Below are 14,374 nucleotides of genomic sequence, written 5' to 3' on the forward strand. Positions count from 1 at the left end.
TATACAAGTAAATCATTGCTACATTTGTACAAAATCTCACTAATTCTGTACAATTATGTCTGTTCACACCCCGGTTCTTTATCACCCATTTGAAATTGAATACCGGGAGATGGTTACTTTTCCCGGGAAGTCTTACAGGAATAATTACTTCACACTTATTTATATTATCGATGGTACCGGAATTCAGTTTGTCAACCATCACAGATTCAATTACAGAAAGGGAAATCTTTTTCTGATCACACCTCAGGACACATTTTCGTTTGATATAACCAATCCGACCAAATTCTTTTTCCTGAGTTTTAACACTTCCTATATTAAATTGAACAAGGATCAGGATTGGGTGCAGCGCATGGATTTTATCCTGAATAATGCAAGCCACAGACCGGGCTGTATTCTTAAAAACAAAGTCGATAAGCCTTTGATTGCGTCATTGGTTGAGAATATTGTGCAGGAGCAAAACAACCAGCAGCTGTATCATAGTAAAATTACAGAAACAATTGTGCAGACGATAATTCTGGTTGTAGCGAGAAATATTGCTTTGAAACTTCCAAAAAATATAAAGGAAAATACGGGAGAGGCGGTTTTGGATATTTTGCATTATATCCAGGAAAATATATTTACACCGGATCGGTTGAAGGTTGATGAAATATGTGCGAAGCTTGGCATTTCATCAAGTTATCTGGGGAAGTATTTCAAAAAGCAGACAGGAGAAACTTTGCAGCAGTATATTATCAATTATAAGCTCAGGCTTGTTGAAATGAGACTTTTACACAGTGATATGCGGATCAACGAAATTGTATTTGAGCTTAGCTATACCGACGAAAGCCACTTAAACCGCTTGTTTAAAAAATATAAAGGGATTAATCCCTCGGAGTTCCGGAAGGTACAAAGTGCTATTCAGCAACCAGATAAATATAACAAAACCGATGTGAGCTAGTTTTTTTATCTGTTATCAAAAATGAAAATGAGCTGTTTCTGACGGAATCAATCCGATCAAAAACAGCTCATTTCTTGTATGAGATAATTGGTCTACAACACAATTATTTGTTTGGAAACATTAATTCCATTTGCTTTTATGCGCAGGATATATTTTCCGGAAGTCAGGTTTTTTACAAGAATTTTAACACGACTTTTCATATCCTGGGTTTGAGAAATCATGATTCGTCCGTAAAGGTCATAAACTGTTATTTCTGCATTTTCAACATCATCGCGTGATTCTACATAAATATCGTCGCGGGCACCTGGATTCGGGTAAACAACAAAATCTACATCACCGTCTGTAACCACTTCCAGATCGTTTGAATAGGGTGAATAGCAGGTCAGTACATTATTTCCCAAAGTGAAAGTCTGGGAAGCTCTCGCTGCATAAACTCCTTTAACATTTGTTTTGATTGTATTACTCGAAGAAACGTCCAGTATTTCGCCATCCCGCTTCCAGTTGTAAGATTCGTTCAGGCCAGTCTCCGTGATTGTGGCTGTCGCTGAAAATGGTCCTGATTTGGCAATAACCGGCGTTGGTACTACCGGACGAATTACCAAAGAGGATGAGTTTGAATTGTCTGATGTACAGCCAAGTACATTTTGTCCGTTCACGAAATAAGTACCACTTTCTGAAACGCTGATAGAAGATGCGGATGAAAGTGCCGTGTTGTTTCCCTGCTTGTACCAGTTGTATTGATCATTTCCAGGATTGATAGAAAACGTAAATGCAGAATCTGCACATTCCTGCTGAGAACCGGATTGTAAAATCGTTGGTGTCACAGGTTTTATTGAACCAGAAATAGTAATTTTTTGAGAACGCAGGGTGTTGCCGTAAGGGTCTTTCAGTTTGGCATAATATACACCCGGGCTGGAAACATTAATGGATCTGCCGCCTTCGGTACTGGTATTACCGTTTACCTCTTTTGTCCAGATGTAGTTAAGGTAACCGTCCGGCAAAGTCAGGTTAACCGAAGTATTATTAGGCGCACAAACACTTGTAATTTTTGGTTCGTCCGTAACGGCAATAGGTGCAACAGTTGAAAAAAAGTTCTGACTCAACGCTTCATTCCAGGCATTTGCAAGAACTGTCAAAGCAGCGGCTCCGAAAAAGTGTGTACCGTCTGCGCGCTGGGCTGGTAAATTGTCCGTCGACGGACCGGGATAAGCAATTCCTGGTAAATCGTTAATTACTGCGTTCTGTGCTTCAATTAGCGTTGGATAAACAGTGTTGCTTGCGTAGGAAGTCCTCGCAATCATCCATGGAATTTGTTTGTTTACATCCGATGCAAGTTTAGCGATGACATACTTTAATTTAGATCGGTAATCATCAAAACTCATTTTCATCGGATCATTATCCGATTCGCCCTGCATCCATAATATCGTCCGGGCACCATATTGTTTTACATAATATTGCAAAGCCAGCCTCAAATTTCCGTAGGGCATCTGAGAGGGCAGCATGAATGTATGATCCGTATAAACAGAATACGTTGGAATATTCTGGCTGCTTTCTACCCAATTCTGGATGGAAGTACCACTCCAGGCAGTATTGACAAACATAACCGGAACATTCAGTTTCTTCACCAGTAAGTCTCCCAAAAGTCCCCAGCACCAGCTCCCGTGACCACGAGGCCCCATTACCTCTTCTGTGCTGTTTAATTGTTTAAAGGTAGGATAAGCCAGATCCTGGGTGTTGTTATTGTCTTCATTATTATCCGCAACATAGTTAACTCTGTCATCAGATGCCCCCGGAGGAAGCGCGTTAGCATAGTTATGGTCAATCATACCCTGGGCATTGGATTGTCCGGATATAATTAACACTTCTCCAACACCGGTATGAGAAATTGTAGAAGGATTTCCGATTAAAACCCCTTTTTTAGATCCACGAACTTCCAGTTTATACCAGCCACCTGCCAAACGCAATGTGCCGCTGAAAACTCCTCCACTTGGATTATCCTGCAAAGTAGTCCAGTTTATCTGCGTTCCCTGATTTGCCGCTACCGGCGTAGCCTGCACTTCAATTTTATCCATGGCGATGGAATAACTACCGCTGATGGTAACCGTTGCAGAGTTATCTTTAAGTTCCCGCTGGTAAACAGAACGTTCAAGGGGTGCGGTTAGGCTTATCTGGGCATTTGCAAAAGCCGGTGTTAATAAAAAAAACATCCATTTTAATGAAGCACGAAGGGAATTAAAACTTTTACTCACTTTATCCTGGTTTATTGATGTTTACCTCACTAAAAGGTAAATGATTGTTGACAAAATTAGCACGGGCGAAATTGTTCCTGATATTTGAATAATTACTTTTAACCGTGATGATGAATTGATCTGAAACCACTTTTACAAGCTGCTCAGTAACTAAAAGCCTCTACCTAATGACGACAAACTGCGAGATGGTAACTAATTCTGACAGAAAATCTTTTGGTAAGAAATTTTTACAAATATCTGTTAATTTTCCTAAGACTGCCTCACCGTTCAGTTGAAGATTTGCAAATCCTGGAATATTTATGTTTTAATTTTAGAACGAAAATGAATTATAATTAAATTAATACTCTGACAATGAGTTAATTGAAGCTAGTAACTTGTGGTTATTTTTAACAATTATAAGTAAGTTATATTCGTCCTCAATTTTGATGTCCTAGTGATATTTATATCTTAGACTTACTAAATGGGCCTCAATTCGGTCGTGTGAATAAGAATGATACGTCGCTTGTCCTGTATTTTTTACCATATCGTTTTATAAAAAACAGATCGGTTATCTTTTGAAAAATGTTTTCTAAGTAACCGGTAAAAACATAATCGGGGTCCTGGATTTTTATCATCTATGAATTCGAAATGCTGATATCCTGCTTCATGTAACTCTTGATCATGAATTTCATTTTCCTTGAAAACTTCAAAAATTCAATTGTCGGCATCCCAGATTTTTCTTTTATCAAATTACGTGATGATGTGTTTTTCGATCAACCCTTATCTGGAATCTGAAATCTTTAAAAAACAGCGTCTTCTGATCTGAAACTTGCAGGAAAAATAAACCATCTATCAAATACTGGTAGTTGGGAATTTTGAGGAATTGATTGTCCCAAGATAAATGTGACTTCACACTATATTTTTTGATCACAAATCCGAACAAATCATTGTTCGAATTCGGACATTTTTAAAATTAAAAACAAGCTCTGTTGTCTGGAATGGCACATTTGGTTTACTGGCATAAATTTGTTGAAAACTATAAAAACTGGTCTGTTTAAATCTCCTGACAATGCTTCTAAATTATGTTAAGGTTGATAAAACCGGTCTGGTCTCTGAAAAGCGGCTAGTTAATGCCTAAAAGATTTTGTATTTTCAGCATATATAAGAAACTATTCTATAACCCTTCCGGCTAAAAGCCAATTGCTAACAGCTAACATCAAAATCTATGTTCGAAAACTATTTCAAAATCGCCAGGCGGAATCTTTGGAGAAGCAAAGGTTTTTCTGCCATCAATATTTTTGGACTTGCCATCGGTATCGCGGCATGTTTCTTTATTTTTCAGTATGTAAATTTTGAGTCGGGTTACGATAAGTTTAATACCAATGCCGAAAACCTATATCGTGTGCCAATTTCCTATTCCGGAAGTATGGCCAATGTGCCGACAACAGCTGCGAACCACCCGGCAGTAGGGCCGGCGATGAAAGCTGATTTCCCGGAAGTTGTTGATTTTGTCCGGGTGGTTAATGTGTCGCTTTTCATGAATGCGTTTTCAATATCCTACGCGCCGCCTGTTGGTGAAACCAAAACTTTCAATGAAAGCAATATTTACATGGCCGACGCATCGTTTTTCAATGTTTTCACTTATCCGTTAATTTACGGAGATAAGAAAACCTGTCTTGTGAATGAGGGTTCTATTGTCATTTCAGAATCAGAGGCGAAAAAGTATTTTGGCGAACAAAATCCGATCGGGCAGACCCTCAAAGTGAATGGCAGAATCCCGATGAAAGTGAGCGCTGTTTTTGCTGACGCGCCGGAAAATTCACATATCAAATTTGATATGCTTGTCCCTTTTGCTGTTTTGGGACCAAAATTTGGTGAGGACAACTGGACCTGGCCAGAATTCTACAATTATGTATTACTGGCTCCGGGAACAGATATTAAAAAACTGGAAGCCAAATTTCCTGCTTTTATTGAAAGATATCTTGGTGCGAAAATGAAAGAACTGAATTTCAGGTCAGCATTTCATCTTCAAAAAGTGACGGATATACATCTCACTTCCAATTATCTAAAAGAGGCTGAGGCGAATGGCAGCGAAAAGGAGATTTATTTTCTGGCGGTTATCGGCGTATTTATACTGTTTATTGCCTGGATCAATTACATCAATTTGTCCACGGCAAAATCGATGGAGCGGGCCAAGGAAGTTGGACTGAGAAAAGTGGTTGGAGCAGAGAAAACACAATTGGTAATACAATTTTTACTTGAATCCGTCATTGTTAATTTTCTTGCGCTGGTACTTGCCGGATTTATCATTTTGGCTCTGACTCCATCTTTCAATCATTTTATTGGAAGGAATATCAGTTTGGGATTCTTTTCAAACGGACTTGGCAGTAATCCCTTATTCTGGATCAGTGTGGTTGGCATTTTTATGGCAGGCGCGTTGCTGGTCGGTGCTTATCCTGCTTTTGTTTTGTCATCGTTTTTGCCCGTAAGAGTATTGAAAGGTGCACCGGTGCCAACAGGAAAAGGTATTTCGCTTAGAAAGGTGTTGGTATCTTTTCAATTCGTACTTTCCATTATTCTGATTGCCTCGACTTTTGTGGTTTTCCGGCAATTTAATTTTATGCGAAACGGTAGTTTGGGTTACAAAAAAGATCAGGTACTGATTGTTAAAGCTCCCTCCATTGCAGATTCAACGATTGGCAATAAATACAGTTATTTTAAATCTGAAATTCTGAATACCGCTTCGGTAGTAGACGCTTCTGTCACATCGGATATTCCGGGAAATATGATCCGTTACCGCAATAGTGTGAGAAAAGCAGCTGAGGATAAGCAGCATAATTTCACTACTTATCTGATGGAAATCGATGAAAATTTTATCCCGACATATAATATTCAACTCGTAGCCGGAAAAAATCTGGAAGCGACCGACAGCTCATCATTAGGACCAAATAAGTATACAAAAGTTATGGTCAATGAGGAAATCGTAAAAGCGCTGGGATTTAATTCAGCCGAGGAAGCTGTAAATCAGGATATCCGGTTTGTGCTTGGTCAGGATGATGTTCTTTGCAAAATTTCCGGAGTGGTTAAAAATTTCCATCAGCGTTCCATGAAAGAGAAATTCGATCCGATTTTGTTTTACTATCCATCTTACCAAGGCTGGAAATATATTTCTGTAAACATCAAAGCATCTGAGGCTGCAAAAAGTATTTCAGATGTGGAAACACTTTACAAAAAAGCATTTCCAGGAAATCCGTTTGAATACTTTTTCCTTGATGAATATTTTAACCGGCAGTATCAGGCAGACGCCCGTTTGGGGAATGTTTTTGGCTTGTTTGCAGTGCTGACAATCGTGGTGGCCTGTATGGGACTTTTAGGACTTTCCAGTTTTGTGATCAAACTGAGAACAAAAGAAATCGGTATCAGAAAAGTGCTGGGCGCTTCGGTAAGCGGACTGCTGGTTTTGATTTCGAAGGATTTTGTGAAGCTTGTATGCATAGCATCCGTGATCGCGATTCCGGTCATTTATCTTGCCGCAAGTACCTGGCTGGATAATTACGCATTTCACATTGCTCTGGGAATTTCAATCTTTATTATTCCGCCACTACTTCTGCTGGTTATTACTTTAATAACGATTTGTTTACAAAGTCTGAAAGCGGCACTGACCAATCCTGTGAAGAGTTTGAGGAGTGAGTAGGTAAAGTTTCAGAAAAATCAGATTTGTTCAAACACAATAACCTTGTGCAAGTCTGTCGATTTCATCCATAATAAAGTCGATACTCTTTTGATCTGAGTTGGAATAAGAATTTTCAAGCCATAAACTAAATTCTTCGGCATTTCCGAAAACCTGTTTTCCTTTTTCAAGCAAGGCATTAAATGCAAAGCTTTGTTTGCTATCGGATTTAAAAGTGTTGGACAATAATTCCAGATATGTGCTCATGATTCATCTTCGATTGGTTAAATAAAGATAAAGAATTTAGAGCTTAAAAAACAGGCTCTAAATTCTTTTCATTAAAGATTTGAATTACATCACATACCCATCCTTCGGTAAAATCTTGTCCGGAATCAAATCAGCCTCAATGGTTTGCAGCAAATTTATTTCAATCGTGCGCGAAAGTGAGCGCATAGGAATGTCGTTATGGTTTCCTTCAAACGGCGTTTGCATCACGTAGGAAATTCCTTCAACATAAAAGAAAAGAAAGGAAATGACAAAAGTGATCGGAATCGCAATTCTTCCGATGCTATCAATCAGCCCCATTGGCAAAATCAATGTAAAAATGAAAATAGTCAGATGGACGTAAAAGCTGTATTGGGTAGGGAAAATGGTATTTTTAATCCGTTCACAACCGCCCATAGAATCAGTTAGTCTCGCCAATGTACTATCAAGGCTTTGGAATAAAATAGGAGTGATATAGCCTTTGTCATAGGCTGCTGTAATCCTTTGTTCGAGCAGCAGAATAATCGCGTTGGGAATATTCTGGTGTTTGGAAACAAATTCCAGCTCTTCGGGTTCTAGATGTAAATTGGCATCAATCAGGACCGGCTCCTGTCGCAGCGTGTTGCATAAAGCATAACACCAGGCAATCTGCAAGTGCGCGATGTTGTCGATGATTTTCTTTTTCTCAACTGGATCTGTTTTGATAAAAGCAATAGATTGTCTGACCAATGTGCGGCTGTCATTCACGATAGCACCCCATAACCTTCTGGCTTCCCACCAACGGTCGTAGGCTGAGTTGGTCCGAAAACCCAGAAGCAGTGAGAGCGCGGTACCTACAATGGCAATAATAGAAATTGGGAAAACCAGAAAATGCCAGTTTTGATATTGATAAAGGTAAAATACAAAAGCGGCATAGCTGGTCACTGCAAGAACTCCGACCCATATCCCTTTTAAAAGGCGCCAGATTGAAAAAACTTCCTTAACGTACATTCGGTAGCATTTGATTAATCATATGGATTTCAAAGTTAATAATTACACCAATATAGATAAATCCAGTTGAAAAAGGCTTGAACTACCGTCTTTAAAATGATCAGCAAGGCTACCTGTTTGAATCCATGTGGTCGTTCCCAACAATCGAAACCGTTGTTGATATAGTAATTATTCATAAAATCAGGAGTGAATATCAGGTTAAAACAGCTTCATTTTGGATGAAATTAAAGCATAGCAAAACTTTTTTTTTGAGCAAAAGTTACTTTTTTCTGATCAAAAGAATATTGGTGTAGGATACGGTTGTGGAAAGTAATATTCTGCCAGTCGATAATTTGGAAAAATTACTTAAAGTATAGATGCCAGTTGTCTGAAATTATAAAAATCTGAATATGTAGTCTTACGAGCAAAATAGAGATCAGTTAACAATTTTTTAACCTGTATTTTGAAATTTTTGTTGAAACTTTGGCGTTTCGATAACAGGATAATTTAAATATTTTTTTTAACATAACATTTAATGAAGATCTCGACCGCCTGATATATTAATATAGCCACTTGTGTACTTTGTATAACATAGTACCGGCTGTCAGCATAACTTTGACATGTTCAATAAGAAAATAAAAAATAATAAAAAACCGGAATACCAGGCCGTTACATCATTATTCAAATAAATATCATGAGAACTTCAATCAAAACTATATTAGTTGCTTTTGCAATAGTTACTTCATTTGCTTTTACAGCAAACGCAGAAGGAAGAGATAACAAAAAGACATCTGATCTAAACACAGGCGTATTTGTTAATAAGGAAGGAAAGATCAATGTTTTAGTTGACCAGGCAAATGAAGATGCGACCACCACGATCTTAATTAAAAATGAAAGCGGTGAGGTTGTATATAGCGAAGTTGTTGAAAAAGGGAATCAAAGATTCGGACGTGTTTTGAATGTAGAAAAACTGGAAGACGGTCAGTATGAACTTGAAGTAAAGAGTAAAAATGACAGTCAGATTAAAACTTTTCAGGTTTCCGAACCAAAAACTGAACGTGTTATTGAAATGCAATAGTTAAATTGTAAAATTGAAAAAAGGCTTGCGGTTTTCCACAAGCCTTTTTTTGTTATTCTTCCACAGCTGTTTCGACGTTTTTCAAAATTTCCGGCATCTTGGGATGAGCGTTATTACAAAGCAAAATGATTGTTTTATCCGCATCAATGTAGCGTATAAATTCGGTTGCATAACCAGGATTATCTCCATCGTGCCAGACCACTTTTCCAATTTTTGATTCCTTGATCTTCCAGCCAAAACCGTAATTTGATAAGGAACCGTCATTAAGCCGGGCAGGTGAAAATGCCTGCTTTGAAGTTTCTGCCTTAACCATTTTATCAGAATACAAAACCCTGTCCCACTTTAAAAGATCCGTGGATGTGGAACTGACACGCCCCGGCCCCTTGCGGTTACCTAGCCAGATTGCATAATTGAACTGCGGAAAGGAATCGGCAGGAACGTAAAGCTTTTTTTCCGGAACATAAATATGACCCAGTGCCAGGTTCGAAAGCTTCTTTTTCTGATCAATTGTTCTGATCGCAGTGTGGCTCATTTTTGCCGGTTTGAAAAGACGATTTTGACAAAATTCAACGAAATCCTCTCCGGATACTTTTTCAGTTATACTCGCCAAAAGCATAAAGCCCGTATTGCTGTATTCATATTTTGCCCCAGGTTCAAAATGTTTTTCAGGATGATATTGAATCAGGTAAGCAATATTTTCCGCGTTGCCGGCTATTTTGGTTTTATCCCAATGTTGATCCATGACCTGTTGATAGTCAGGGAGTCCGGAGGTATGCGTGAGTAGATGCCGTATGGTGATACCAGGGTAAGGAAGTCCGGGTATATATTTTTCCAGAAGATCATCAAAGGAAAGTTTTCCTTCCTGCTTCATCTGCATGATGGTCATGGCTGTAAACTGCTTGGAAACGGAGGCCAGCTCAAAAACAGTTGATGTTTCCATTGGTTCTTTCGTCATAAAGCTTTTGTATCCAAATGCCTTATGATATACAGGTTTACCTTTTTCTGCAACCAGTAAAACACCGCTAAAATCCGGGACAGCCGCAAAAATGTTATCCAGCTTGACGGTCAGATCCGGCTGTACTTTTAGCTTCGGATTCTTGAATGAAGTAAAACTTAGTGCAGTGAAAAGAATGATAGCAGATTTAAATAAAACTTTTGCAGGAGATAATTTCATGTTTATAACGGTATAGCAGTTTGCTGTTTTACATCGTGAAGTACGATCACGCTGCTTTCTACATTTACATTTTTGATTTTTGAGATTTCCAGCAGGAGCCGATCATATTCCTTGATGTTTTCTACAACCACTTTCAGCTGGTAATCGATGGTCCCGGCGAGGTGATAACATTCAAGAACCTGTTGCATTTCACGTATTGTTTGTTCAAATTCTGCTACGTTTTCAGCTGTATATACCGGCATTCTGATGTTGATAAAAACCGTTTGTCCTCGCCCGACTTTTTCCTGATCAACCAGCGCAACATAACCTTTGATCACACCGTCTCTTTCCATCCGTTTGATGCGTTCAAAAATTGGCGTCGTGCTCATTTCAAGCGACTCTGCCAGTTCCTTGATGGTTAATTTGGCATCTTTTTGCAGGAAATTCAGAATTCTTTTGTCCAGTTCATCTGTCATCTAATAATAATCTTTACTTGGAATTATATTCTATATCAAATTCTAATTTAAGAATATTATTACAAATAAATATTATTTTGTAGAATTTTAATCTATTTTTACTTGATTCATTTAAAAATCAGATGGAAAGAGCAATTGTATTAACTGCCGGACTTCTTGATACGGTAGATGCCAAAACGGCCCACGGACTGATCCGTGAAAGCCAGCGTTTTGAGATTGTAGGTATTGTCGACAGCAAGCATGTTGGGAAAGATGCTGGAGAAGTGCTGGATGGAAAATTTCGGAATATTCCTGTATTTGAAAGTATTGAAAAAGCAAAAGAAGTTGAGCCGGCATATTGTATTATCGGTGTAGCGACAACAGGCGGACGGTTTCCTGATTTTATGCTTAAAATCGTAGAAACGGCGATTGAAAACAAACTTTCCATCGTCAATGGTTTGCACGATTATCTTTCTGAAAGAGAAGATATGGTTGCGCTTGCAGAGGTGAACGGCGTGAAATTACTTGATATCCGTAAGCCAAAAGCATTTAAAGATCTGCATTTCTGGACCGGCGAAGTATTGAATTTTCAAACGCCGGTTGTAGCCGTAATGGGTACGGACTGTGCGCTTGGAAAAAGAACCACCACACGGCTGCTTATCAAATCCTGTGAAAATGCAGGACTGAAAGCACAGATGATTTACACCGGACAAACGGGTTGGCTTCAAGGTGGGAAATATGGATTTATTTTCGATTCGACACTGAATGATTTTGTATCAGGTGAGCTTGAACATGCGATTTTGAGCTGTGATAAAGAAACAAATCCTGATATTATTTTTATTGAAGGACAATCCGCATTAAGAAATCCAAGCGGGCCGTGCGGCGCCGAATTTCTTCTTTCCGGCGGGGCAAAAAATGTAATTCTGGTGCATTCTCCGAAACGCGAATTTTTTGATATGGAGGAACATTTTGGCAAAATCCCGACCCTGAATTCTGAAATTGAACTGATAAAATTATATGGATCCAATGTCATTGCACTGGCATTGAATACTGAAAATTGCACAGAAGAAGAGTATTTGTCCTTTCAGGAATTATACCAAAAAGAGTTTGGAATTCCGGTTCTGCTGCCCATTCAGCAAGGTTGTGATCCTGTTATTGATGTGCTTAAATCGCTTGTAAAATGAACATTAGCTCAGTAAAAGCATACGCACAATTAATACCGCTAAAAAAGCCATATACCATCGCGCGGGAAACCATAAGCGAGGCGGAAATTATCTTTTTTGAGATTACTTTATCCAATGGAATCTGTGGACGAGGCGCTGCAAATCCTGATCCGGAAGTAATAGGAGAGACAGCCACTCAAACACTGGAAAATCTAAGTTCCGATGAGGTTTCAGATTATTTAAAGGGAAAACATATTCGTGAATTTTTATCCCACATCGCCTATTTCAGAAATGTCTTTGCACGTTTTCCGGCGACATTGGCAGCGCTTGATATTGCGCTGCATGATGCGTTCGGGAAATGGATCGAATTGCCGATTGTCGATTTTTACGGCCGTCATCATTCCAAAATGTTAACATCTGTAACCATTGGAATAAAAGATGTCGCTGAAACTATTCAGGAAGCAAAAGAATATAAAGAACAGGGATTTAAGGTTTTAAAAGTAAAAACGGGTTTAAATCCGGAGTTGGACGCAGAGCGGGTTATCCGGCTTAATGAAACTTTTGGTGATTATTTCACAATTCGTGTAGATGCCAATGAGGGATATTCGGCAGGTGATCTTGAAATATTTTTAAAACAAACTGCATCTACTACACTTGAATTAATTGAGCAGCCTTTTCATCCGAAATTTAACAATGAACTTTTAAAATTTCCAAAAGATGTAAGGCGAAAACTAGCCGCAGATGAATCACTCACTGGTGCGAAAGCAGCTTTTGAAATTGCGCGGAACGAATTATTTGGGATTTTTAATATCAAACTGATGAAATGCGGCGGTCTCGTGTCAGCTTTTGAAATCGCCAATATCGCCCGGCAGGCAGAAATTGATCTTTTCTGGGGTTGCAATGATGAAAGTGATCTTAGCATTACGGCGGCTCTACACGCAGCATTTGCCTGTCAAAATACAAAATACCTGGATTTGGATGGTAGTTTTGATCTTTTGGAAGATTATAAGGAAAGTGGTTTTATATTACGGGACGGATATCTTTCCATACAGTCAAAACCAGGCTTCTGATGAATGAAAATACTTTAAAGCGATCGATCAAACCACTTTCTGCCATTTTTCTTGTCGCCAGCGCGATTGTCGGCTCAGGCATTTACAAGAAAGTGGCGCCGATGATGGATCAGCTTCATTCACCGGTTTTGGTACTGCTTTGCTGGACACTTGCCGGCGTATTGAGTTTGATGGGAGCGCTCAGCAGCGCCGAACTGGCATCCATGATGCCGGGGTCGGGCGGGGAATATATTTACTTCAATAAAATTTACGGAAAATTCTTTTCCTTCATTTACGGTTGGGCAAGTCTGGCGGTTATGAAAACGGCCACTATTGCCGCGCTTGCCTATGTTTTCTCAGAATCACTCCACGAAATTATTCCCCGGATTCATAGTCTTGGAGGCGCCAGTATCAAAATTATTGCTTCACTGCTAATCATCGTTTTGAGTTACGTGAATTACCGCGGCGTTTCATTTGGTGAAAAACTTAGCCGTTATTTCATAGCAGGAATCGTAATTTCAATTCTTGCCTTTGTGATTTTTGCACTTTTTTCGGGCAAAGGAAATACGGAACACTTTACGCAAACTGCCGTGAGCGCACCTACTGGCTGGCCACTTTTTGCTGCAATGTTTGCCGCCTCACTAAGCGCGTTTTGGGGATATGAAGGTTGGAATAATATTGGTTTTATTGGTGAAGAAGTCAATAATCCGCAGAAGAATTTGCCGCTCGCGCTAGGTATCGGAACGCTGATCGTGATCGTCCTTTATCTTCTGATCAATGCAGTTTATCTTTTCATTTTAGCTCCCTCTGCAATTGAAAATCTGGGAATTAACCAGATTGCAGCCGTTGAAACATCCCGCGTTTTGGGTGGGAATCTTGGAGCGGTTTTACTTTCTGTGCTGATTGTATTAACCACTTTCAATTGTACAAATGGAACAATCCTGATGTCAGCCAGAATATTTTTTGCGATGGGCCGTGACGGGTTATTTCTTAAAAAGGCGGCTGTCATTCATCCTGTTTACAATACGCCGTCTTTTTCAATTTTGATTCAGGCAATATGGTCGATTGTTTTGGTATGGTCTGGCAGTTTTGATGCGCTTACGGATCTTCTGGTTTTTGCTTCATTTTTCTTTTACGGAGCCGCTGCTTTTGGCGTTATTTTATTCAGGAAAAATAAAATGCCAAGGCCGTACAAAGTGCCTTTGTGGATTCCTGCCATATTTTCGGCTTTCTGCTTTTTACTGGTCGTGGTCAGTGCGGTCAATCAGCCGGTTCAGGCATTGACAGGTTTGCTGCTGATTTTATCCGGTGTTCCGGTTTACTGGTATTATACCAAAGTGGCGAAAACAGATTTATAAATCCATTTTCACCAAAACGAAAAATCACGCTCAGTTTTATCTGAAAGTGA

General features: G+C 39.2%; 11 protein-coding genes. 6 read left to right on the forward strand and 5 right to left on the reverse strand.

Features of this window, described 5'->3' with window-relative positions; genetic code table 11:
* Positions 1–55 precede the first annotated feature (55 nt).
* Positions 56–937 (forward strand): AraC family transcriptional regulator, encoded by an 882-nt coding sequence (locus IEE83_RS06255; protein WP_194119756.1) that lies wholly within the window; start codon positions 56–58, stop codon positions 935–937.
* A gap of 92 nt (positions 938–1,029) precedes the next feature.
* Here IEE83_RS06255 and IEE83_RS06260 read toward each other — a convergent pair whose 3' ends face one another.
* Complete coding sequence (locus tag IEE83_RS06260) at positions 1,030–3,186, reverse strand: sialate O-acetylesterase (RefSeq protein WP_194119757.1); 2,157 nt, start codon at positions 3,184–3,186, stop codon at positions 1,030–1,032.
* Positions 3,187–4,390: 1,204 nt separating this feature from the next.
* Here IEE83_RS06260 and IEE83_RS06265 point away from each other — a divergent pair.
* Entirely contained in the window at positions 4,391–6,859 is a 2,469-nt protein-coding gene (locus IEE83_RS06265) for an ABC transporter permease (RefSeq protein WP_194119758.1), read from the forward strand.
* Positions 6,860–6,886: 27 nt separating this feature from the next.
* Here the strand turns inward: IEE83_RS06265 and IEE83_RS06270 are convergent, their stop codons facing one another.
* Together IEE83_RS06270 and IEE83_RS06275 are read right to left on the reverse strand one after the other, a co-directional pair.
* Positions 6,887–7,102 carry a hypothetical protein gene (locus IEE83_RS06270; RefSeq protein ID WP_194119759.1) on the reverse strand — a complete coding sequence of 72 codons (216 nt, stop codon included), beginning with the start codon at positions 7,100–7,102 and terminating at the stop codon, positions 6,887–6,889.
* Positions 7,103–7,186: 84 nt separating this feature from the next.
* The gene (locus IEE83_RS06275) at positions 7,187–8,089 is read right to left on the reverse strand and encodes a bestrophin family protein (protein WP_194119760.1); all 903 of its coding nucleotides are present in this window, start codon (positions 8,087–8,089) and stop codon (positions 7,187–7,189) included.
* Positions 8,090–8,762: 673 nt separating this feature from the next.
* Between IEE83_RS06275 and IEE83_RS06280 the strand changes: the two genes are divergently transcribed.
* A complete protein-coding gene (locus IEE83_RS06280) occupies positions 8,763–9,146 on the forward strand; it encodes a T9SS type A sorting domain-containing protein (protein ID WP_194119761.1) in 384 nt (127 codons plus the stop codon).
* Positions 9,147–9,198: 52 nt separating this feature from the next.
* Here IEE83_RS06280 and IEE83_RS06285 read toward each other — a convergent pair whose 3' ends face one another.
* A complete protein-coding gene (locus IEE83_RS06285; RefSeq protein ID WP_194119762.1) occupies positions 9,199–10,320 on the reverse strand; it encodes a serine hydrolase domain-containing protein in 1,122 nt (373 codons plus the stop codon).
* Between the two features lie 2 nt (positions 10,321–10,322).
* The gene (locus IEE83_RS06290) at positions 10,323–10,775 is read right to left on the reverse strand and encodes an Lrp/AsnC family transcriptional regulator (RefSeq protein WP_194119763.1); all 453 of its coding nucleotides are present in this window, start codon (positions 10,773–10,775) and stop codon (positions 10,323–10,325) included.
* 122 nt (positions 10,776–10,897) lie between these two features.
* On the opposite strand from IEE83_RS06290, the gene IEE83_RS06295 reads away from it, so the two are divergent.
* Genes IEE83_RS06295 through IEE83_RS06305 form a run of 3 tightly spaced genes read left to right on the forward strand, consistent with a single transcriptional unit; the run spans position 10,898 to position 14,324 of the window.
* Complete coding sequence (locus IEE83_RS06295) at positions 10,898–11,938, forward strand: N-acetyltransferase DgcN family protein (protein ID WP_194119764.1); 1,041 nt, start codon at positions 10,898–10,900, stop codon at positions 11,936–11,938.
* Positions 11,935–12,987: a dipeptide epimerase gene (locus tag IEE83_RS06300; protein ID WP_194119765.1), complete on the forward strand. Its 1,053-nt coding sequence runs from the start codon at positions 11,935–11,937 to the stop codon at positions 12,985–12,987. Before IEE83_RS06295 ends, IEE83_RS06300 begins: the two co-directional genes overlap by 4 nt.
* Positions 12,987–14,324, forward strand: coding sequence for an APC family permease (locus tag IEE83_RS06305; protein WP_194119766.1), 1,338 nt, complete (start codon positions 12,987–12,989; stop codon positions 14,322–14,324). Before IEE83_RS06300 ends, IEE83_RS06305 begins: the two co-directional genes overlap by 1 nt.
* Positions 14,325–14,374 lie beyond the last annotated feature (50 nt).

Origin of the sequence: Dyadobacter subterraneus, from assembly GCF_015221875.1 — a bacterium.
GTDB lineage: Bacteria > Bacteroidota > Bacteroidia > Cytophagales > Spirosomataceae > Dyadobacter > Dyadobacter subterraneus.

Coding starts and splice junctions, on each gene's coding strand:
- IEE83_RS06255 (WP_194119756.1), top strand. CDS start 56: ATGTCTGTTCACACCCCGGTTCTTTATCACCCATTTGAAATTGAATAC.
- IEE83_RS06265 (WP_194119758.1), top strand. CDS start 4,391: ATGTTCGAAAACTATTTCAAAATCGCCAGGCGGAATCTTTGGAGAAGC.
- IEE83_RS06270 (WP_194119759.1), bottom strand. CDS start 7,102: ATGAGCACATATCTGGAATTATTGTCCAACACTTTTAAATCCGATAGC.
- IEE83_RS06275 (WP_194119760.1), bottom strand. CDS start 8,089: ATGTACGTTAAGGAAGTTTTTTCAATCTGGCGCCTTTTAAAAGGGATA.
- IEE83_RS06280 (WP_194119761.1), top strand. CDS start 8,763: ATGAGAACTTCAATCAAAACTATATTAGTTGCTTTTGCAATAGTTACT.
- IEE83_RS06285 (WP_194119762.1), bottom strand. CDS start 10,320: ATGAAATTATCTCCTGCAAAAGTTTTATTTAAATCTGCTATCATTCTT.
- IEE83_RS06290 (WP_194119763.1), bottom strand. CDS start 10,775: ATGACAGATGAACTGGACAAAAGAATTCTGAATTTCCTGCAAAAAGAT.
- IEE83_RS06295 (WP_194119764.1), top strand. CDS start 10,898: ATGGAAAGAGCAATTGTATTAACTGCCGGACTTCTTGATACGGTAGAT.
- IEE83_RS06300 (WP_194119765.1), top strand. CDS start 11,935: ATGAACATTAGCTCAGTAAAAGCATACGCACAATTAATACCGCTAAAA.
- IEE83_RS06305 (WP_194119766.1), top strand. CDS start 12,987: ATGAATGAAAATACTTTAAAGCGATCGATCAAACCACTTTCTGCCATT.